This is a genomic window from Pseudomonas eutrophicaquae (assembly GCF_023544715.1).
Taxonomy (GTDB): Bacteria; Pseudomonadota; Gammaproteobacteria; order Pseudomonadales; family Pseudomonadaceae; genus Geopseudomonas.
Genome location: NZ_JAMJEZ010000009.1, coordinates 25804 through 46444, shown reverse-complemented (window position 1 = coordinate 46444; position 20641 = coordinate 25804). Strand labels below are relative to the sequence as shown.

Sequence of the window (20641 nt, the reverse complement as noted above, 5' to 3'; positions counted from 1 at the left end):
GTGGCGGCCAGCCCTGTCGCAGCGGGCTGCCTGTGCCGCCCGTAGGCAGATCGCCCGCGATGGCGCTGTACTCAATAAACCCCAAGCAGCGCCCGCAGGTTTGGCGTCAGCTCCAGCTGCAGACTGCTGCTGGCCAGTACCAGGGCACTGCCGACCTGCACGATCCGCACACTCAGATACAGATGGCTCTGGCCGATGGCATAGGTGCCAACCAGCATCGAGCGGGCGGCGTGCTGGCGGGCCAGCTGCTCGACTTCACGCGAGAGCAGCAGCTCGCCGACGCTGGCCTCGATGAACAGGCTTTCCCGCAGCTTGACCTCGCGCACCAACATGCCCTCGCGGGCCAGCGTGCCGGCGAACAGCTCCGAGGCCATGCGCCCGAAGGTCGAGGAACTGCCCAGCCGGTCGATATCGACAAACGAGGCGGCGATCAGCGGGCTGTGCTGGAACAGCCTGGGGTGTGCCGCCACCATGCGCCGCGCCTCGCGCTCGATCAGGCTGGCCAGCCGGGCATCGGGGCTGGCCAGTCGATCGACCGTGCGCCAGGCGGTGTGGGGCGAGTAGATCGGCTCGCAGGCTGCCAGCGGCAGGGCCAGCAGTAGACAGGTCAGCAGTCGGACAGGGCGCACGGTTTGCGACTCCAGGGCGTGGGCCGCTTACCAGCGGTCGGTGACGGGGACGATCGGCAGCAGGCTGGGCGGGGCAGACGGCCGGGCATAGTGATCACGGTCAGCGCGGTTGATGTAATAGAGGTTCGAGGCCGAGTAGAGGATGCGCTGATTCTCGATCACCTGGGTGGTGATGATCACCTCGTCATTGCCGGTATAGGTCCAGCTGCCACTGAACAGATCCGCCAGCACCGCACCTGGAATCAGCGCCAGCGCCGGTTCGCTCCAGTGGTTATAGGGCAAGGTAGCCACCGCAATGCCGGCGGCCAGCGCGGTGAAAGCGCCCTGCGGCGGCCGCACGAAGCCGCGCCCGCGATGGCGCACGGTCTGCACCCCGAAGCGCACCTCGGCGGCCTGCTCGGCCACCGTCGAAACCCGTGCCCCGCCTGCAACCAGCTCGCTGGTCAGCAAGGCGTGATAGCCGCGGTGAAACCCATTGCCCTCCCCTCCATCCTCGGGGCCAGCCACATACAGTGGCAGCAGACGCAGGCGCGGGTTTTCCAGGATGCGCTGCGCCTGGTCGCGGGCAAGGATTTCCCAGTGCCAGGCCGCCTGCATGCGCTGCTGCTCGCTGAGGGGATAGGTGGTGGCAATCGGTGCCTGGCTGGTCTTGGTGGCAAAGCAGCCACCCAGCAGCGCGAAGGCACACAGCGCGCCGAGCCGGACAAGTGGACGTGTGCGCACGGCAGTTACCTGACTGGGGAGGATGCCCCGGATTATACACGCCACATCGCGGGGCTAGCCCCACATCGCCCCGTCGTTGTCGAGGATGATGCGCTCGGCCGAAAGGCGGATCACCCCCTCGCCAAACCGGCCACCCACGGGGTTGAAGATGTCGAGGAAGAAGTTTTCACTGCCCTCAGCCCGGGTGTCCGCCAGAATCTCCACGGCAATCACCGCCTGATCCTCGCCCGGATACAGCACCAGGGTGCCATTGACCGGCAGGTAATCTTCGCCGGCGCGGGCGCTGCCATCGCGGGTGGCGTAATCGACACTGACGCGCTGCTGCGGCTCGCTGCGCAGACCATTGAACTGCAGCAGAAAGTAGGTGAGCGTGGTGCCGCGATCGCCCTCGATCACGGTGGTGCTGACCTCATCGGCACGGGTCGGGGCGTCACGGTACTGGGCGCGCTGGGTCTGATCGATCCACTGCTGGTAATGGCTGACCCGCTGCCAGATTGCCAGCTCGCCAAAACTGCTGTTGAGCAGCGTGTCGACATCCGGCTTGATGTTGCCGCGATTGACGGTGGCGGTATAGCTGGCGATGCCGGCCACCTGGTTGCCGATGAAGGCCGGACCGCCACTGTCACCGGGGGTCAGTGAGCCCTCCTCGCGCCCAAGGCCTGTACTGCTGCGACCGATCAGACGGCCCAGCGCATCCTGCGCGGCCTGCCCGTTGTCGAAGTCGGCGAGCAGCTGGCTGCCGGCCAGCGGCGCCCAGCTCAGGTTGACCTGGCTTGTCAGGCTGCCGACATCGGCATCGAACTGGTTGCTGGCCTGCTGGCGGATCGGCGCACCGCTGTCGCTGCGATCAATCCCGGTATCCCCCAGCCCCGGCCGGCCGTAGCCGACCAGCTCAAAGCGCTGACCGATCTCGTCACTGGCGCGGTAAAGGCCGTGGCGCAGGGCCTCACGCGGCGCCGCCTCGGGCAGCCAGACCAGCGCCAGGTCGTTGTTATAGTTCACCGCATCATAGCCGGCATGGAAGATGATCCGCTCGCTGACCAGCGACTGGCGCCCGCTGGCGGTCTCAAAGTGCACCGTGGCACGCTGCGGATCCTTGAAGATGTGGGCGGCGGTCAGTACCGCGCGGCCATCAAACAGCAGCACACCGGTGCCGTAGCTGCCGCCCGAGGAGATGCGTACCACGCCACCCAAGGCATCTACCGCACTGACACTGCCGGTCGGGGGATTGTTCGGGGCATAAGCCAGCGCAACCATGATCCACCTCCACACCCTCTGCCGAAGTACCTGCCGCCGCTCGCGGGTGACGCTCGTGTGCGCGGCCCGTTCGCCGTTCAGGCCTCAGGGTCACAACAAGGGTCATCAAGGCAGGTAGAAAGGGCGCTGCGCCGAAAAACCTGTACAAGCGCAGCGCCATTCGTACAGGTTATGAGCAGAGGCTAGACGCCTATCTGTACAGATCAAATCATCCTGTACAAATATTTTGCGTACTGCGGGGCATCAGGTGGCAAAGGCGCGGCGCAGAGCCCTGCCGCTGCCCGGCAGGATTGGCCGGGCACATGACAGTGGCGCGGAAGATGGCGGGGGACGCAGGCAATGCTCAGGCAAACAGGTCGTCGTTAAGAAGAGTGCGCATGGCCGACAGCTTGACCACGCCCTCACCAAAGCTGCCACCGATCGGGTTGAAGACATCAAGGTAGAAGACCTCATCCGGCTCGCGGCGGCTGTCGCCGATGATCTCCACAGCAATCACCGCTTGGTTCTCGCCGGGGTACAGCACCAGGGTGCCGCTGACGGCCAGGTAGTCCTCACCGGCCACGGCAGTGCCGTCACGGGTTACATAGTCGACACTCAGCCACTGCTGCGGATCGCTGCGCACTCCGGTGAACTGCAGCAGGAAGTAGGTCAGCTGGGTACCGATATTGCCCTCGGCGAGGCTGGTCTTGACCTCCTCGGGACGCGTCGGCGCATCGCGGTACTGGGCACGCTGGCTCTGGTCGATCCACTGCTGGTAGTAACTGACCCGCTGCCAGGAAGCCAGCTCGCCGAAGCTGCTGTTGAAGGTGGTGTCGATGTCCGGATGGGCCAAACCACGGCTGACCGTGGTGATGTAGCTGGCGATGCCGGCCACCTGGGTGCCGATGAACGCCGGGCCACCGCTGTCGCCGGTGGTGATCGAGCCCTCGGAGAGCCCGAAGCCCATATCGCGGAGCCCCAGAAGCTGCCCAAAGGCATCGTTGGTCACCTGGCCGCTGTCGAAGTCGGCCAGCAGCTGACTGCCTGCCAAGGGCTGCCAGCTCAGGCCAATCGCCGCATCCAGGGCATCGATTTCTGCCTCGAAGCGGTTGATCGCACGCAGGCGCATCGGACTGCCGGTGTAGCTGGCATCGATGCCGGTGCTGCCGGTACCCGGGACCCCATAGCCGATCAGCTGGAACGCCTGGCCGACCTCATCGGATTCGCGGTACAGGTCATGGCGCACGGCGGCAACGGGCGCCGCCTGCGGCAGCCAGATCAGGGCCAGGTCGTTGTTGAGATTGATGTTGTCATAGCGCGGATGCAGGGTGAAATTCGAGCTGGTCAGCGACGAGCTGCCGACCGTGGTCTCGAAACTTACCTTGGCCGAGGTATAGCCCTGCAGCAGGTGCGCTGCCGTGAGTACTGCGCGGCCATCCAGCAGCAACACACCAGTACCGTAGTAGCCACCGGCCGATACCCGCACCACACCCCCATATCCCAGCTCTGCCGAGGCCTTGTAACGGGTATCGGTATAGGACAGCGTCGTAGCAACCATCAGTGACCTCGCACAAAGAACACCCTTCCCGAAGGCCGCGACCGGCGTCAAAAAACCCTCAGGAACCAGTGCTCAATTTTGCCAGACAAAGTCACCACGGAAGTACATTTCCAGACGCAGGGTCAGCGCCCAGCGCGGATCAAAGTTGGCCTCACGGGGGAAGTGCAGCTCCGGCACCACGTCAGCGAACACGAAGCCGCGGTGGATATCCCGGCGGTACAGCGCTTGCAGATAGTAGTCCTCGACACGCGGGCTGGACAGGCTCTGCGCCACCGCCACGGCGGCGTAACGGATCGCACTGCGACTGTCGATGATGCGGTTGATCTCGGCCGACTGCGACATTTCCAGCTTGTCGAGCTCCTCCTGCCACTGGAACTGGGTGACAAAGCGCAGATGGTGGACGTCATCCAGCGGGCGGCCGATATCCCAGCGGCTGCGCGCCGAATAGCCGTCACTGTCGAACCAGGACAGGCGGTTATAAGACGACAGCTCCCACGGCCCCTCCCCCAGCGACCAGAGCCGCTCGCTGGTAAAGCGCAGGAACGGATCCAGCGGCAGACGGAACTTGACCCCACCGGTGAAGCGGTTCTCCCAGCCACTGCGCTTGTCGGTGCGCCCGCGCTGCTCAAGGCCCATCACCGAACTGCGCCGGTCGCGCAGATCGCCACGCAGGCGGTTGGCACCCTGCTCGCTCAGCGTACCCTGGGCCTCCTCGGGGTCACTCTCGATGATCAGGCGCAGGCGCTCACGCGTGGTCGGCACATCGAGGCGAAAGCGCAGGTTGAAGTCATGGCTGAAGCCTTCCGATTCGAGCCACTCCATTTCCTCGCTGACCCGCAGGTAAGAGCGGTTTTCGACCGTCAGGCTGTCGTTGGTGCCGAAGAAGCCATCGATGCTGCGGGAGGCATCATCCACCCAGCCTGTCAGGCTGGCATGCACCGGATCAATGCGTGCACCCAGCCACTCGGGCAGATCGCTGACGCTCTGGCGGTCGGCGGCCTGGAGGGCCGGACTGCAGCAGAGTCCGGCACACAGCACTCCCAGTATCGATCGGTTCATGGCCTATCCCCCCTTGCAACATCGGCTATCTGGCTAGTGTAGACCAGAGGGCCGGCCATCACCGCGCTGCAGGCCGGCGGCAGCGCGGTGCGCCTCAACCGAAACTGATGGTCTCGCTACGGTTGAGGAACTCAAGATCCAGCTCGGCTTTGCCCGTCTGCCCGGCGGCCTTCTGCGCGGCACGGGCATGGGCGTCAGCCAGCGGGCCAAGCTGGGTGATGTGCTGCATCGACAGCAACTGGCAGTAAGCCAGCGACAGGGCATCGGCATCGCGCAGCGCACCCAGCGCCTCGGCCGGCAGCGCCTTGAGGGCCGCCTCGTCGATGCAGTAGAGGCCGGCCAGCTCCTGCTCGCCGCTATCCCCCCGCAGCTTGATCGGCCAGCTGCGGATCAGACCATGAGCCTGCAGCACCGCACAGGCCCGCTCGGTGGCCTCGCGGTTGTTCTGCACCTGACTGAGGAAGGCCAGCACATCACTGATGGCCTGCACGGGCTTGCCAGCCTCATCGAAAAACGGCTCGCCTTCGGAGGCACTGAGCAGACCGCTGTCTTCGTCAATGCACAGCACCCGCTGACCCTCGGCGGTTCTGCCCAGACTGAACGGATAGCCCCGATAAGCCGCCGGAATGTAACTGGTCAGCCAGCGACCATCCGGGGCGACCAGCAGGTTCTTGCCCGGTTGCAGCCCCATGATCGCGGCCGGCAGGAAGCCGTCTCCCACCTTGATGAAGCCGATCGGCAGGCTCATCAGCACCTTGGGCAGCTCCTGGGCCACCAGCGGGCACAGCGCATCGCCGCGGGCAAAGGCATAGCTGGTGTAGCGCTGCCAGCGCTGACCGGCATGACGGGAGACAGAGACGACCTGAAGATTAGGCATGAAAAGACAACACCTTGCGCAGTTGAATGGAGCGCCAGTATGCACCGGAAAAACGGGATCTTGAAAACACAGCAAGCGTGAAGATCTTCACAGATCGAAGTGGAGCCCATAAGCAGATTTGAACTGCTGACCTCTCCCTTACCAAGGGAGTGCTCTACCACTGAGCTATATGGGCACTTCGCAAGAACGCTGCAACTTTCTGCTGACCGGGAGGCCGGCGTTGCAACGGCGCGCATTCTAGCGAAAGTATGGGGGATGTCAAACAAAAATAAGGTCACCTCCACCAAGGCGCGTCGCATTAAGGCATGGTTAAGATGATGCACCTAGCGTTGGGCCTCCCACCACAGGAGGCAACACGCCATGTCTGCAGATGACTTCAAGCGCTTCGAGATCCAGAACGGGCAGATCGTGCGGGTCTACGAATTCGACGATGGACGCTGGGAACTCGACCCCATCGAAACCGATGAGCGCTACAGCCTGTCCGGTCGCGATGTGGTCAAGACCGAGTTCGACGATGGCTGGCTGGAAACGTCGATCTATCGTGATCTTGGCGGCAACGGCATCTATCAGGAAGTTTCCGAGACCTACAGTCGCCCAGGCAGCACCAGCACCACCCTCCCCCAGACCACCCTCACCAGCGCTGCGCCGACCCAGAGCATTGCGGCAGCCCGCGCTGAAGACCAGGGGCTGGTCCGGCTCTACATGGCGGTTTTCGATCGTCGGCCGGATGAGGACGGCTTTCGCTACTGGGACCAGCAGCTCGAGCGCGGCATGCGTTTTGAGGAGGTCATCGACAGCTTCCTGATCAGCCAGGAGTTCCAGACGACCTACAGCACGCTCGACAATGCCGGCTTCATCAACCAGCTCTACCTGAATGTGCTCGATCGCCAGGCCGATCAGAGCGGCCTGAACTGGTGGATGAACCAGCTCGACAGCCAGCAGATGCAGCGCCAGGACGTGGTACGCGGCTTCAGCGACTCGGCCGAGTTCATTCGACTGACCGAGGCAGAGGTGAACAGCTTCATTCAGAGCGTTGGCTCTGCAGATGACTTCAAGCGCTTCGAGATCCAGAACGGGCAGATCGTGCGGGTCTACGAATTCGACGATGGACGCTGGGAACTCGACCCCATCGAAACCGATGAGCGCTACAGCCTGTCCGGTCGCGATGTGGTCAAGACCGAGTTCGACGATGGCTGGCTGGAAACGTCGATCTATCGTGATCTTGGCGGCAACGGCATCTATCAGGAAGTTTCCGAGACCTACAGTCGCCCAGGCAGCACCAGCACCACCCTCCCCCAGACCACCCTCACCAGCGCTGCGCCGACCCAGAGCATTGCGGCAGCCCGCGCTGAAGACCAGGGGCTGGTCCGGCTCTACATGGCGGTTTTCGATCGTCGGCCGGATGAGGACGGCTTTCGCTACTGGGACCAGCAGCTCGAGCGCGGCATGCGTTTTGAGGAGGTCATCGACAGCTTCCTGATCAGCCAGGAGTTCCAGACGACCTACAGCACGCTCGACAATGCCGGCTTCATCAACCAGCTCTACCTGAATGTGCTCGATCGCCAGGCCGATCAGAGCGGCCTGAACTGGTGGATGAACCAGCTCGACAGCCAGCAGATGCAGCGCCAGGACGTGGTACGCGGCTTCAGCGACTCGGCCGAGTTCATTCGACTGACCGAGGCAGAGGTGAACAGCTTCATTCAGAGCGTTGGCCAGGCACCCGCCAGCGAGCTGGCGTTCTGATAAAAAGGCGGGTGACCCACCGAGTCACCCGCCCGCTCCTGTCGAGGTTGCTCAGGGTGCCAGCGCCAGACTCTCGGCGGACTCACTGATCCCCAGCAGTACCAGTGCAGCACTCTTGCCCTCCTGCAACTCGCCTAACCAGTAGGCCTTGCCCGCTTCATCGGCACTGCGTTGCAGACGATTGGCATAGAGCAGATCAATAAACGCCTCGCTGCCGACCGGCACCTGCAGCGCCGCAAACTCCGCAGACGCCAGGAAGGACTCCGCCACCTGCAGCAGCGACAGCTCGCTGCGCTGATCCAGCCAGTAGCCAAGCCCCGTACCGTCTGCCCCGCGGTTGAAGGCGGCATCATAAAGACGCAGCAGCGGATCCACCGGCGCCTTGAGCACCTGATCATCCCGCAAGGCCAGGTTCTGGATGCGCATATCCTCGCTGGCGGGCGTTTCCGCCACCTCATAAGGCTGCTCGGCATACTGGGCCAGCAGGTACTCGGCAAAGGCATCCTGCTCGCTACCATCGACTGCAAAGGTCGACTGTCCGGAACGGCCGTCCAGCGCCGTCTGCAGATCGACCCGCTGGCTGTAACGCCCCTCACCCAGCGGATAACCATCCCCGCCATCAGCGAGAAAGCCCAGCGTTACCATGCGCACCTCGGCCGCGGCATCCCCCACCAGACGCGCATTGGCCACAAGCACATCCAGGGTGTTGCCCGCCTCATCGACGATCGCCGCGTTCTGGATCCGGGCGCCCGCCGGCTGGCTCCAGTCGAAGCTGTAGCGGATACCGGACACCTGGGCAAACGCGCCTGGTGTCAGGCTCGGACCGGTGGCCGCCACCGCATGTTCGAGTACCTCGACCAGCGTGGCACGGGTGACACTGATCACGGACAGATCGTTGTTGAAGCGCAGCGAGGAGGCGATATCCAGCTGGGAAATCCCCCCCTCAGGCTTGCCGATCGCAGGATTGGCGCCCGGCGCCTGCTTGTCGATCAGGCCATCGGCGCCCTCGATGACGACGCGCCCGATCGGCTCGCGGATACCCCCGCCATTCTTGATCGACACCATCACGCTGGCATCGGTCTGCCGTGCATACCAGAGATTGGCATCGGCGGTCAGGTTACCGAGGTTGGTCTCCTCGCTGCGCACCGCGCCACGCTCGCCGACTAGATAGACGCTGCTCAGCCCCAGCACATTGCCGTCCTGGGTGGCGACAAAGCCTGCCACGGCATCAACCAAATCACGGGCAATCGCCCCCTTGGTGCCCTCGACGAACGCGGCCTCGGTGCTGCCCCAGAGAGCCGCCACCTGCGCATCGGTGCTGGCGTAGACCCCCGCCGAAGCCTGGGAAATCGAACCGGCCAGCAGCTTGCCGGCCGCATCGAACTCCACATTCAGCTCGCCGACATAACGCCAGCCACCATCGGTGTTGACGATCGCCACATCGTTGCCCGCCGCATCACGGGTGAGGATCGGATAAGCCTTGTAGGGCTGCGCAGCCCCGGGGAACAGACCATCGGCCTGATCCTTCTCGTTGGCCAGCAGTGCGTTGGAGCCACCGGCCATGATGATATCCACCCCACGCAGAAGGCCCGCCAGCTCCTCCTCGAACTGGATCTGCTGCAGATGCGAGGCAAGGATGATCTTGTTGACGCCCTGCGCCTCGAGCTGATCGATCAGCGGCTGCAGCAGATCCGCCAGCGCGCGCATGTCATTGCGCCCCTCACCGACCACCTTGACGCCACCTGGCGAGGAGATACTGGCCAGGATCTGCGTGGTCAGGCCGATGATACCGATCTGCTCGCCCCCCACCTCGCTGACCACCACTGGCGCAAAGCGTGAGGGGGCGGCGCCTTCGAGCAGGCTTTGCGGTGTGGTCACCAGACTGGCACTGGACACGATGCCGGTCGTGGCCAGCGGAGCCAGCGTGCGGTCACCGGACAGGTCCAGGTTGGCGGACAGATAAGGGAACTGCGAACCCACCCACTGAATATCCGCCAAGGTGGTGCCGGAGACCACCGGAGCGACCATGCCTGCCAGAAGCCCGGTCCCCAGATCGAACTCATGGTTGCCCAGGGTCACGGCACTGGCATCCAGCAGATCCATCAGCAGGGTCTCGACACGTCCCGAGGCGGCCTGCAGCCCGCTGAGACTGCCCGCCGGCAGGCCATAGAGCTGTTCTGCGGCACTTTGCAGGGCCGGCTGGATACTGGCATCGGCTGCGGCACTCAGGTACGGCCCGGGCAGCACCAGGTCACCGGAGGAGATAAACAGCGTATTGGCCTGCTGATCCTCCAGATGATCGACGATCGCAACAAAATTCGGCGCATTGAGCAGGTCACCGCCACCGCCTTCCATATCCGAGGCATGCAGCAACTGCAGACGAAAATTCATGGGAGCATCCCCTTCAGGTGATTGATCGCTGCATCAAGCCAGCCGCAGGTGTCAGGGGAATGACAGTGCTGCGTGTACAAAAAACGTCACCGCGATGCCATGGGCATGCCACCGGCTGTTCACAGGCCGGGCATTAAATGCAGGGCACCTTAGCTGCCACAGGGCATTGCCTGCCATGAACCGCCTGAACACCACGGGACTGAGCCAGTCACTCAGCACCCTGAGCACTTCGATTCGCAGCACGCTGCAAAATACGCTCAACACCAGTCTGGGCCGCCTGGACAACAGCCTTGAGCTGTTCAACAACCGCCTGCGCGACATCAATACCGAGCTGCAGGCGCGTCTGCCGCAGATCGGCCGTCCAGTCCCCGAGCCGGTACCCGAGCCCACGCCACAGCTCCCGCAGGGGCCGCTGACCTACCGCCCACAGCCCGGCAGCGACGAAGGCGCCTCGGATGCCTCGACCGCCATCGCCTTGGACAAGCACTTCATGGTGGTGGGCGATGACGAGGGCAGCGTACTGCGGGTCTACCCGCGTGAGGGCGGCGAGGCGGTGGTGGAATGGAATCTGCGGGAAGCACTGAACACCGATGCCGAGCTGGACCTTGAAGCCAGCACCCGCCTGGGGGATACGCTGTTCTTCATCGGCTCCCACAGCAATACGAAAAGCGGCAGCGATGCCGACAGCCGCGAATTCCTGTTCAGCGTCTCGATCAGCGGCCAGGGTGCGGCCACCGCCTTTACCTTCCAGGGTGCTTACAACGGCCTTGAAGCTGATCTGGCACGCTGGGACAGCAGCAATGGCCACGGGCTTGGCGCGCATTACTTCGGTCTGGCCGCCGCCGTGGCCGATGGGCGTGCTCCCGAGCGCAATGATGGCTTTGCCATCGAGGGCATGACCCTTGCCCCGGACAACAGCACCCTGTGGCTGGCCTTGCGGGCACCGCAGAGCATCCCGGACGGGATGGCACTGATCGTGCCGCTGCAAAATGCCGCCGCCCTGCTTGCAGGCAGCGCTGACAGCGCCGCCTTCGCTCCCCCCATCCAGCTTGATCTGGGCGGACGCGGCATCCGCTCCATCGAGCAGGCCGCCGACGGCTCGGGCTACCTGATCATTGCCGGCCCCGCCGGTGCAGCCAGTAGCGAGGTAGCGCACAACTTCCGTCTGTTCAGCTGGAGTGGCGATCCGGCCAGCCGGCCGCTGGAGCATGCCAATGATCTCGACGCCCTGCTGCGAGAAACAGGCGGCAGCTTCGAGGCGCTGGACAGCGTGGCCAGCCTGCAACCGGGCAGCAGCCTGCAGCTGCTGCAGGACAATGGCGATACCCTCTGGGCCGGAGAGACTCGCGCCTCCAAGGATCTGCCGGTCGCTGAGCAGCGCTTTGTCGGTCAGTACCTGACACTGGGCGAGGTCAGCGACTATACCCGCCTGCCTGCTCCGCTGCCCCCCGTACTGCCCGAAGGTCCGGCACCGGTCTACCACCTGCTGATCAGCGAGGTGAATTCCAACGCCAGCGGCGGTGATTTTGTCGAACTCTACAACCACGGCAGCCATGCCATCGACCTCAGCGGCTGGCGCCTGACCGATGAAAAGGCCACCTTCGACCAGGCCATTGCCCTGCCCGATGGCCTGCTGCTGGAAGCCGGCCAGACGCTGGTGATCGCCCTGGTCAAGGACGCCGCCGCCCTGCAGGCCTTCAAGGCAGCCTGGAACCTGGACGACAGCCACGCGGTGATCGGCATCGACGGCCCGGGCCTTGGCAAGCAGGATGCCGTGGTGATCTTTGATGCAAAGGGATACGTCGCCAGCGCCTTCAACTACGACCTCAGCCCCGTACAGGCCAGCGATGGCAGCCTGATCGAGACGGCCGCGTCCGGCACCGGCATTACCTTCATGGACGACCAGCATGCCGGTGCTGCCTACGGCGGCGGTGCCAAGGCCTCGGTCGTGTGGGACGGCCTGAGCACCGAAACCCCCACCTGGCGCAGCGCCGTGGTCGGCGAGCAGCAGGCCTATGGGCAAAGCAACGACCCCAGCAGTATCGGCTCTCCCGGCAGCACCGGCCTGCGCCCACAGGATCCGTCCGTCACACGGATTTCGCAGATTCAGGGCCATGGCGACAGCTCGCCGATAATCGGTCAGAACGTCACCGTCGAGGCCCGCATCACCGCCTGGCTGCCGCACCTCAACACCTTCTACATCGAGGAGGAGCGCCTTGATCACGATGGCGACGTGCTGACCTCCGAAGGGGTGGCCGTGTTCTACGCTGGCACCAATCCGGGGATCGATGCCGAGAGCATCGGCGACCTGGTGCGCTTTGACGCGGCGGTCGGCGAACACTTCGGGCTGACCCAGCTGAGCGCGATCAGCAACTTCAGGATCATCGAAACAGGCAGCACCGCCGATCTTGATCCACCCACCCGCGTATACCTGCCGATCGCCAGCGGCGAAACCCTCGAGCGCTTCGAGGGCATGCGCGTGGAGATTGCCGCCGCCAGTGGCGGGGCACTGCACGTTGCCGACACCTATACCCTCGCCCGTTATGGCGAGCTGACCCTGTATGCCGATGCTGTTCCCTTCCAGTACACCGAGCAACATGCCCCGAGCGCAGCCGGCTACAGTGCCTATCTCGACCAGCTGACGCGCAGCAGTATCCAGCTCGACGATGGACGCAGCAGCCAGAACCCCTCCCTGACTCAGCTCAACGAAGGTACCCGCCTGCTGCGCGACATGAGCGATGACGGCGTGGACAACGGTACCGTGCTGGGCGTGCAGGCCGATGGCAGCGTCAATTTCGTGCGGGTCGGCGATACCACGCAAAGCGTCAGCGGCGTGCTGGGCTACAGCTTTGGCCACTACGAGCTGCATCCCACCGAGCATGTCCAGCTCAAAGCCAATCTGCGTCCGGACAGCGTGCAGGGCCTTGGGGATGCCGAGGTCATTGTCGGCAGCTTCAACGTGCTCAACTACTTCAACTCGGTATTCGGCAGCGCCAGCTTCACCACCCCGGCCGGCAACAGCATTGCCGGAAGGGGTGCCAGCAACGCAGCGGAGTTTGCCCAGCAGCAAGCCAAGCTGGTCGAGGCGATTCTGGCTACCGGCGCTCATGTGCTCGGTCTCAACGAGCTGCAGAACAACGGCGACGGCCCGGATAGCGCCATTGCCTCACTGGTCGGGGCGCTGAACGCGGCCGTGGGCAGCGAGCGCTTTGCCTGGATTGGTGGACATGCCACTGGCAGTGATGCCATCCGCGTCGGCATCCTCTACGATCAGAACGTGGTCCAGCCGCTGGGGCTGGCTGCCACCCCGGATACTGGCCTGTATGACGCATTTGCCAGCGCCAACCGCCTGCCGGTCGCACAGACCTTTGCCTATCGTGACGATGCCAGCAAGCAGTTCACCCTCGTGGTCAACCATCTCAAGAGTAAAGGCTCGGCAGCCGGCTTGCCGGGTGATACCGACCAGGGCGACGGGCAAGGCAACTCCAATGCCACCCGTGTCGAGGCGGTCAAGCAGCTGGATGCCTGGCTGAACAGCAACCCCACCGGTGCCACCGATGGCGACTACCTGTTGGTCGGCGATCTGAACGCCTATCGCCTGGAGGATCCGGTAACCACCCTGGAAGCCGCTGGTTACACCCACCATGGCAGCGCCGATGGTTACAGCTACGTATTCGACGGCCTGAGGGGCTCGCTGGACCATATCCTCAGCAAAGGTCTGAGCACAGCGGAGGTGACCGGTGTCAGCCATTTCAACATCAATGCCGACGAGCAGCTTGCCCTGGACTACAACGATGAATTCGGGGATGGCTCGGTTACCGCTGACCTCGACCGCAACGATCCGTACCGCTCCTCCGACCATGACCCGGTACTGATCGGCCTGAAGCTGCAACGTGAGGATGGTAGCCCTGCCCCGGTGGCCACCCCGCCAGGCGAGACACCGGTGCCACCGGCACCGCTCACACCGGAAACCGGCACTTCCATGCAAAGCGCGGTATTCATCAGCGAGCTGCACTACGACAACGCCGGCACCGATGTGGATGAAGGTCTTGCCATCAGTGGCACCGCCGGCACTGACCTCACGGGCTGGAGCGTGGTGCTCTACAACGGCACCAACGGTACTGTCACCCCTTACGGCACCCTCGCACTCAACGGGATGATCGACAATGAGGGTCAGGGCTTTGGCGAGCTGTGGTTCGGCCTGCCAGTCAATGGTCTGCAAAACGGCGCCAATGATGGTCTGGCGCTGGTCGATGCGGACGGCCAGGTGGTGCAGTTCCTCAGCTATGAAGGCCGCTTCACGGCCACCAGTGGCGCTGCAGCAGGCATGACCAGCCTCGACATCGGCGTCAGTGAAGATGGCAATACCGCCATCGGCCACAGCCTGCAACTGGTGGGCAGCGGTCGCTACTATGAGGACTTCAGCTGGGTGGGCGCGCGCGAGGCCTCGCCGGGCAGTCTGAACAGCGACCTGCTGTTTGTCTGATCCTCGGCACTGGCCAGCGGGTGCATACGCTGGCCAGTGCCGGACTCAGTGCATCACAACCGACACCGCCGGCCCGGGTGCCTCCTGCATCCAGGCCGGCCAGGCCTGCAGTGACCACTCGGCACGCCGGTACTGATCGGCGAGGATGTTCAGCCACTGACGCAGCAGCGCATCCGAAAGGGTCAGCCGAGCTATCGGCTCCTCTCCCTCCTTGAAGCTCAGCCGCAGATACTGTGCATGGCGGCCAAGCTCGACGGTAGTCACCAGCCTGGCGGCAGCCTGCGCTGACTCAGGCACCTCGACCGGCCGCTCGGGGGTTGCGCGGTGATGCTCGCGGACCGCCTGCTGGGCAAACGCCTGCAGGGTGTCAGCCTGCCCTGCCTGCCCGGCGGCCTGAGCGTGAGGCAGGCCTTGCTGAATCAGCCACTCCCACAGATGCGGCAACAGGCGGTCGAGCAAGCGGCGGGTCAGCCACAGCACGCAAGCCTGCCCATCCGGCAGCTCACCACTCAGGCGGATGCGGTCGTCACGCTCTGCATAGAGCGTGGTGATGCGTTGCAGTTCGATCATGTCCGTCTCATACAAGCAAAGCCCCCACGCCACAGGACGCAGGGGCTTGTTAACAGTCAGGGCCAGATCACACTCAATCAGGTCGCAGTGCCATCGAGATCCAGCAGACCAGTCCCTCCGACGCCCACCAGCACCAGCGCGAACTCCCCCGACCGCAGAATAGCATCGCCATTCAGATCAAAAGCATATCGCCGGCAACGCCAAGCAGCGTGATCTCGGGCTCAGGTTCAATACTCGCTTCGTCCCACGAGGGCTCACGCGCCGAGGTCAGGCGAAAATCCGGCGATGCAGAGGGCGCCTCGTTGCCCGCAATACGGGCCATCGCGGCATCTACCGAGTCCTGGGTACCGTCGACATCATCGATCGCTGCGGCCGCCTCGGCTTCATTGAAGCTGTCCGGATTGGCGGCGGTGTAGGCCTCGGCTACCGCCACCTTGTTATCCACTACCTGCCGATCACCCGGTGAGGCGGCACCGAGAAAGGCCACCAGCAACTGATCCACCGGCACTCGACCGGCATTCACCTCACCCACCCAGTAATCACGGCCCGCCGGCTCGGCTGCCCGCTCGAACAGGTTTTCATAGATGCGCGCCACCGTCTGAGTCACGCTCAGACCGCCATAGATGCGGGCATATTCGGGCTGCTCGTTGACGAAGTTGGCCCGCAGGTTTTCCAGCGTCAGACCGGATGCGGGATTGTTCAGCTCGCCCAGCCAGTACTCAAGCCCCGCCTTGTCGGCCGCACGGCCCAGATAGGCCACATAGAGCTCCTGTACCTGTTTGGATGTCACGGCCATGCGTTGCGACCCTCTGTCAGAAAAAGGACGGCACCATCACCGATAGATGCGCCAAATAGTTGGACACCTTGCCCGCTCGCACGGTTTCAGGCAACTACCGGCGAGCCCGATCGCCGCACAGCGGCGGGCAGCTTTTCGGGTATTCTTTGCGCCCCGCGCATAACGGATTCCCTTGATGAACTGGAACCTGATCTTCAACTTTACCCGCCAAGACCTGATCGACCGGCACTCGGCCTCGATGCTCGGCGCGGCATGGACCTTCCTGCTGCCACTGGTGAACATCCTGATCTTCACCCTGGTGTTCTCCAACATCATGGGAGCGCGTCTGGGTGGGCAGGCGCAGGATCTGGGTACCTATGGCTACAGCATCTACCTGGTCAGCGCCTTGCTGGCCTGGAACTGCTTCTCTGCCACTCTCAACCGCACCACCCAGGTCTTTCATGACAAGGCCCACCTGATCGGCAAGGTACGGCTGTCACTGTGGTCGCTGCCGGTGTATGTCTCGCTGAGCGAGACCGTGCATTACCTGATCGCCACCGGCTTCTTCATGCTGTTCCTGCTGGCCATCGGGTTCGACTTTTCATGGTCGCTGCTCTGGTGGTTGCCGATCTTTGTCTGTCAGCAACTGCTGGCCTACGCGCTGGGGCTGGGCTGTGCGATCCTCTCGGTGTTCATCCGCGACATCAAGGAAGTAGTCGGCGTGCTCACCCAGCTGTGGTTCTGGCTGACACCCATCGTCTACACCAGCAATATCCTGCCGGACTACCTTCAGACGGCAATGGCCTACAACCCCTTCTATCCGCTGGCCAACGCCTATCGCGCCACGCTGATCGAGGGCACCGCTCCGCACCTGCCACCGCTGCTGATGCTGGGGGGAATCGCTGCCCTGCTGCTGACCTTGGTGATCTGGGTGGGCCGGCGCCTGGAGCGGGATATCCGCGACTTCCTGTGAGCCGACCTGCGCAATGATCTTCAGCTCGCTGTCCTTTCTGCTGGTCTTTCTGCCGGCAGTCTATCTGGCCTTTCTGCTGCTGCGCAGCCTGCGCCTGGAGCAGGCGGTCACGGCCTTGCTGGTGGTCGCTTCACTGGTCTTCTATGCCTTCTGGGACTGGCGCTACCTCGGTCTGCTGCTCGCCTCGATGGCGGGCAACTACTGGCTGGGCCAGCAACTGGCCAGACAGCGCCAACGCCGCTGGCTGGCGCTGGCGGTCACGGCCAACCTGTTGCTGCTGGGCTATTTCAAGTATGCGGCCTTCCTGCTCGGCTTCCTGCCTGCGGCCGGGGAATGGCAGATTGTCCTGCCGCTGGCGATCTCCTTCTTTACGTTCCAGCAGATCGCCTGGCACTGCGACCTGTACAGTGGCCGCCTGCAGGGTACTGGCCGACCGCTGGAGTACGCCTTTTTCATCAGCTTCTTCCCGCAGCTGATTGCGGGCCCCATCGTACATGCCCGTGAACTGCTGCCGCAGATTGCCCGTGGCTGGAGCCGCCGGCCGTTGACCTGGCAACTGGGCATGGCACTGCTCAGCGTGGGCCTGCTGAAAAAGGTACTGCTGGCCGATCCTCTCGCGCCCGGTGTCGAGGCGCTGTTCGGGCGGGCCGCCGCCGGTGAGGCACTGGGCAGCGCCGAGGTGCTGCTGGCCAGCGTGGCCTATGGACTGCAGCTTTATTTCGACTTTTCTGGTTATGCCGACATGGCGGTCGGTCTGGGATTGATGTTCGGCATCCGCCTACCGGTCAATTTCCGCTCCCCCTATAAAAGTGCCTCCATCGTCGAGTTCTGGCGGCGCTGGCACATCACCCTGTCGCACTTTCTGCGCGATTATCTGTACATCCCACTGGGCGGAAATCGGCATGGCCGCGCGCGGCGCAGTGCCAACCTGCTGATCACCATGCTGCTGGGTGGTCTGTGGCATGGCGCAGGCTGGCAGTTCGTCGTCTGGGGTGCTCTGCATGGCGCCCTGCTGAGCCTCAACCATCTCTGGGCGCGTTACAGTCTCTGGCGCCTGCCCCGCCTGCTGGCACTCCCCCTGACCTTGCTGTGCGTGATGCTGGCCTGGATTCCGTTTCGTGCCGACTCGCTGGATACCGCCCTGCGGATGTACGCCGGCCTGCTGAACTGGCAGGGTGGCTGGCCCTTCGAGGGCAAGGTACTGCTTGATGAATGGGCGGCGCTGCAGGTCACCCACAGCCTGCCCTGGGCCTGTGCCGTACTGCTGGTGATCGCCCTGACCCTGCCCGGCAGCCGGCGACTGTGCCTGCGTCTGGGCAGTCGTGGGCGTGGTCTGCTGGTCGGGGCCAGCCTGTTCCTGGTGCTCAAGGCACTGAGCGGGCAGGCCGATCGCGCGTTCCTGTACTTCAACTTCTGAGCGGCCGTACCGCAGAGCAGCACAGCATGCCCCGCATACCTCCTGCACGTCGCAACCGGCGCTTTCTCCTTGCTCTGCTGAGCGGCCTGGTCGGCAGCGGACTGCTCTGGGCAGTCCTGCTGGCCGGACAGCTTGGCAGCCCACCGGCTGCCACCGCCTGGGTCGAGCAGGCCTACGCCCACAAGCTGGCTCGTGCGGCGGCCATTGACGGACCGCGCCTGCTGATCGTGGGTGGCTCAGGCGCCATGTTCGGACTCGATTCAGCACGCCTTGAGGAGGCACTGGGCCGCCCGACCATCAACCTTGGCGTGAATGCCGGCATCCAGTCGCTGTTCATCAGTGCCTATGCCCGGCAAGCCATCCGTCCGGGCGACTGGGTGTTGCTGCCGCTCGAATACCCGCTCTATCACGATTACCAGCGCATCAACTATGCCACTCTCGACTACTGGTTGAGCCATCCGGGTGCCCGTCAGCTGGGCCTGACCGCCTGGCAGGCGGCGCAGCTCTACTGGCAGATCTCGCTGGCGCGCCTGCTGCGCGGCTACCGGCCCGTTCCGGCAGAGATCAGCCATGGTCTGTATGGCCCGCACAACCTGGATGAGCGGGGCGATCAGCGCGGCAGTGAAGCGATCAACCAGGCGGTGTGGATGCGCGAAGCCGTCGAACGCAGTGCGGCCGAGCGCTACAGCGAGGGCGTTTCGGACTTCCAGGCCAGCTGGTCACGCTGGCGTGAGCTGGCCGAACACATCGACGGCCTGGGTGGCTGTGCGGTCTTCATCCCGGCCGCCCTGCTGCAACACGCGCAATACCTCAAGGGCCGCGAGCGCGACTACTACCAGCGCCTGCCTGAGCGGGCCCGCCGCGCCGGACTGCGCTACGTGGGCGAGCCCCATGCGTTCTTCTACCCTCAGGAGGACTTCTTCGATACCAACTACCACCTCAACGCCGAGGCCCGCACCCGGCACACCGAGCGGGTCATCGCGCTGGTGCAGCCGGTGTTCAGGGCCTGCCGCTGAGGGTGGCTTGCTGCATCACCTCCGCGAGGACTGCAGATGTCCGCTCAATCTCCGCTGGGCTCAAGGTCGGGTGCACCAAAAACATCAGGCTGGTCTCGCCCAGCTCACGGGCCACCGGCAGACGTTCGGCCGGGCGCCAGCCGGTGTCGTCGAAGGCCTTTTCCAGATACACCTCGGAACAGGAGCCGGAGAAGCAGGGCACGCCGCGCGCGGCGATCGCGTTGAGGATGCGGTCACGATCCCAGCCCTCGGCCAGTTGCTGCGGTTCGACGAACACATAGCACTTGTAGGCGGCATGCAGGCTGCCCTCGGGCGTCACCGGCACGCGCAGCCCCGGCAACGGGCGGGCACGGGCCCAGATCTTCTCGGCATTGGCCAGGCGCCGGGCCTGCCAGTCGGCCATGCGGCGCAGCTGGATGCGGCCGATCACCGCCTGCACCTCCATCATCCGCCAGTTGGTGCCGAAGCTCTCGTGCAGCCAGCGGAAGCCCGGCGCATGCTGGCGCTCGTAGACCGCTTCCCAGCTCTTGCCGTGATCCTTGAACGACCACATCGCCGACCACAGCGCGCGGTCGTTGGTGGTGACCATGCCGCCCTCGCCACCGGTGGTCATGATCTTGTCCTGGCAGAACGACCAGGCGCCGACATGGCCGATGGAGCCGACCGAGCGGCCCTTGTAGCGGGCGCCGTGGGCCTGGGCGCAGTCCTCGATGACCTTCAGGTCATGCTCGGCGGCCAGTGCCATGATCGGATCCATGTCGCACGGCCAGCCGGCCAGATGCACGCAGATGACCGCGCGGGTACGCGGGGTCAGTACCGCGCGGATGGTTTCGGCGGTGATATTCTGCGAGTCGCGATCCACCTCGGCAAATACCGGCACCGCACCGGCATTGACGATGCTCGACACCGAGGCCAGGAAGGTGCGCGGGGTCACCACCACCTCGTCACCGGCTCCGATGCCCAGCGCCTGCAGGGCCAGATCCAGCGCCACCGTGCCGTTGGCCAGGGCAATTGCGTACTCGCTGTCCGCCCAGGCAGCGAATTCCTTTTCAAACGCGCGGCACTCCTGCCCGGTCCAGTAGTTGACCTTGTTGGAGAGGATCACATCGCGCACGGCATTGGCTTCTTCCGCAGAGAAGGAGGGCCAAGGAGAGAACGGCGTATTCAGCACTTCAAGTTGCCTATGTT

At 64.2% G+C, this 20641-nt stretch carries 15 protein-coding genes and 1 tRNA gene; 5 read left to right on the top strand and 11 right to left on the bottom strand.

The genetic code is table 11. The features are described 5' to 3' along the window. Positions 1-71 precede the first annotated feature (71 nt). The 7 genes from MXC11_RS06130 to MXC11_RS06100 form a co-directional block, all read right to left on the bottom strand. Positions 72-629: a FlgO family outer membrane protein gene (locus MXC11_RS06130; RefSeq protein ID WP_250006595.1), complete on the bottom strand. Its 558-nt coding sequence runs from the start codon at positions 627-629 to the stop codon at positions 72-74. A gap of 27 nt (positions 630-656) precedes the next feature. Continuing rightward, entirely contained in the window at positions 657-1352 is a 696-nt protein-coding gene (locus tag MXC11_RS06125) for a hypothetical protein (protein ID WP_250006593.1), read from the bottom strand. 54 nt (positions 1353-1406) lie between these two features. Continuing rightward, positions 1407-2609, bottom strand: a complete 1203-nt coding sequence (locus MXC11_RS06120; RefSeq protein WP_250006590.1) for a trypsin-like serine protease — start codon at positions 2607-2609, stop codon at positions 1407-1409. A gap of 343 nt (positions 2610-2952) precedes the next feature. Further along, positions 2953-4146 carry a trypsin-like serine protease gene (locus MXC11_RS06115; protein ID WP_250006588.1) on the bottom strand — a complete coding sequence of 398 codons (1194 nt, stop codon included), beginning with the start codon at positions 4144-4146 and terminating at the stop codon, positions 2953-2955. A gap of 72 nt (positions 4147-4218) precedes the next feature. Beyond that, a complete protein-coding gene (locus MXC11_RS06110; RefSeq protein ID WP_250006586.1) occupies positions 4219-5205 on the bottom strand; it encodes a hypothetical protein in 987 nt (328 codons plus the stop codon). 94 nt (positions 5206-5299) lie between these two features. Continuing rightward, positions 5300-6082 carry a SapC family protein gene (locus tag MXC11_RS06105; protein ID WP_250006584.1) on the bottom strand — a complete coding sequence of 261 codons (783 nt, stop codon included), beginning with the start codon at positions 6080-6082 and terminating at the stop codon, positions 5300-5302. 100 nt (positions 6083-6182) lie between these two features. Next, positions 6183-6257: transfer RNA gene (locus tag MXC11_RS06100), tRNA-Thr, on the bottom strand. 185 nt (positions 6258-6442) lie between these two features. On the opposite strand from MXC11_RS06100, the gene MXC11_RS06095 reads away from it, so the two are divergent. Beyond that, positions 6443-7825 (top strand): DUF4214 domain-containing protein, encoded by a 1383-nt coding sequence (locus MXC11_RS06095; protein ID WP_250006582.1) that lies wholly within the window; start codon positions 6443-6445, stop codon positions 7823-7825. 51 nt (positions 7826-7876) lie between these two features. Here MXC11_RS06095 and MXC11_RS06090 read toward each other — a convergent pair whose 3' ends face one another. Beyond that, positions 7877-10216 carry a 5'-nucleotidase C-terminal domain-containing protein gene (locus tag MXC11_RS06090; protein WP_250006580.1) on the bottom strand — a complete coding sequence of 780 codons (2340 nt, stop codon included), beginning with the start codon at positions 10214-10216 and terminating at the stop codon, positions 7877-7879. Positions 10217-10391: 175 nt separating this feature from the next. On the opposite strand from MXC11_RS06090, the gene MXC11_RS06085 reads away from it, so the two are divergent. After that, on the top strand, positions 10392-14702 hold the full coding sequence (locus tag MXC11_RS06085; RefSeq protein ID WP_250006578.1) for an ExeM/NucH family extracellular endonuclease: 4311 nt from the start codon (positions 10392-10394) through the stop codon (positions 14700-14702). A 45-nt stretch (positions 14703-14747) separates the two neighbouring features. Here the strand turns inward: MXC11_RS06085 and MXC11_RS06080 are convergent, their stop codons facing one another. Both MXC11_RS06080 and MXC11_RS06075 read right to left on the bottom strand, forming a co-directional pair. After that, on the bottom strand, positions 14748-15272 hold the full coding sequence (locus MXC11_RS06080; RefSeq protein WP_250006576.1) for a hypothetical protein: 525 nt from the start codon (positions 15270-15272) through the stop codon (positions 14748-14750). A gap of 172 nt (positions 15273-15444) precedes the next feature. After that, positions 15445-16068, bottom strand: coding sequence for a DUF4214 domain-containing protein (locus tag MXC11_RS06075; RefSeq protein ID WP_250006574.1), 624 nt, complete (start codon positions 16066-16068; stop codon positions 15445-15447). Positions 16069-16243: 175 nt separating this feature from the next. Here MXC11_RS06075 and MXC11_RS06070 point away from each other — a divergent pair, with 175 nt between their 5' ends. From MXC11_RS06070 to MXC11_RS06060, 3 genes are read left to right on the top strand one after another with little or no spacing between them, the layout of a single operon-like run. Then, positions 16244-17020 carry an ABC transporter permease gene (locus MXC11_RS06070; protein WP_250006572.1) on the top strand — a complete coding sequence of 259 codons (777 nt, stop codon included), beginning with the start codon at positions 16244-16246 and terminating at the stop codon, positions 17018-17020. A 13-nt stretch (positions 17021-17033) separates the two neighbouring features. After that, positions 17034-18437 (top strand): MBOAT family O-acyltransferase, encoded by a 1404-nt coding sequence (locus MXC11_RS06065; protein WP_250006570.1) that lies wholly within the window; start codon positions 17034-17036, stop codon positions 18435-18437. Positions 18438-18463: 26 nt separating this feature from the next. Next, complete coding sequence (locus tag MXC11_RS06060) at positions 18464-19453, top strand: hypothetical protein (RefSeq protein WP_250006568.1); 990 nt, start codon at positions 18464-18466, stop codon at positions 19451-19453. On the opposite strand, the gene MXC11_RS06055 is transcribed toward MXC11_RS06060, so the two are convergent. Next, positions 19437-20624 (bottom strand): DegT/DnrJ/EryC1/StrS family aminotransferase, encoded by a 1188-nt coding sequence (locus tag MXC11_RS06055; protein ID WP_250006566.1) that lies wholly within the window; start codon positions 20622-20624, stop codon positions 19437-19439. The genes MXC11_RS06060 and MXC11_RS06055 overlap by 17 nt on opposite strands. Between the last annotated feature and the right edge of the window lie 17 nt (positions 20625-20641).

Coding starts and splice junctions, on each gene's coding strand:
- MXC11_RS06075 (WP_250006574.1), bottom strand. CDS start 16,068: ATGGCCGTGACATCCAAACAGGTACAGGAGCTCTATGTGGCCTATCTG.
- MXC11_RS06110 (WP_250006586.1), bottom strand. CDS start 5,205: ATGAACCGATCGATACTGGGAGTGCTGTGTGCCGGACTCTGCTGCAGT.
- MXC11_RS06085 (WP_250006578.1), top strand. CDS start 10,392: ATGAACCGCCTGAACACCACGGGACTGAGCCAGTCACTCAGCACCCTG.
- MXC11_RS06060 (WP_250006568.1), top strand. CDS start 18,464: ATGCCCCGCATACCTCCTGCACGTCGCAACCGGCGCTTTCTCCTTGCT.
- MXC11_RS06115 (WP_250006588.1), bottom strand. CDS start 4,146: ATGGTTGCTACGACGCTGTCCTATACCGATACCCGTTACAAGGCCTCG.
- MXC11_RS06120 (WP_250006590.1), bottom strand. CDS start 2,609: ATGGTTGCGCTGGCTTATGCCCCGAACAATCCCCCGACCGGCAGTGTC.
- MXC11_RS06105 (WP_250006584.1), bottom strand. CDS start 6,082: ATGCCTAATCTTCAGGTCGTCTCTGTCTCCCGTCATGCCGGTCAGCGC.
- MXC11_RS06080 (WP_250006576.1), bottom strand. CDS start 15,272: ATGATCGAACTGCAACGCATCACCACGCTCTATGCAGAGCGTGACGAC.
- MXC11_RS06065 (WP_250006570.1), top strand. CDS start 17,034: ATGATCTTCAGCTCGCTGTCCTTTCTGCTGGTCTTTCTGCCGGCAGTC.
- MXC11_RS06090 (WP_250006580.1), bottom strand. CDS start 10,216: ATGAATTTTCGTCTGCAGTTGCTGCATGCCTCGGATATGGAAGGCGGT.
- MXC11_RS06070 (WP_250006572.1), top strand. CDS start 16,244: ATGAACTGGAACCTGATCTTCAACTTTACCCGCCAAGACCTGATCGAC.
- MXC11_RS06095 (WP_250006582.1), top strand. CDS start 6,443: ATGTCTGCAGATGACTTCAAGCGCTTCGAGATCCAGAACGGGCAGATC.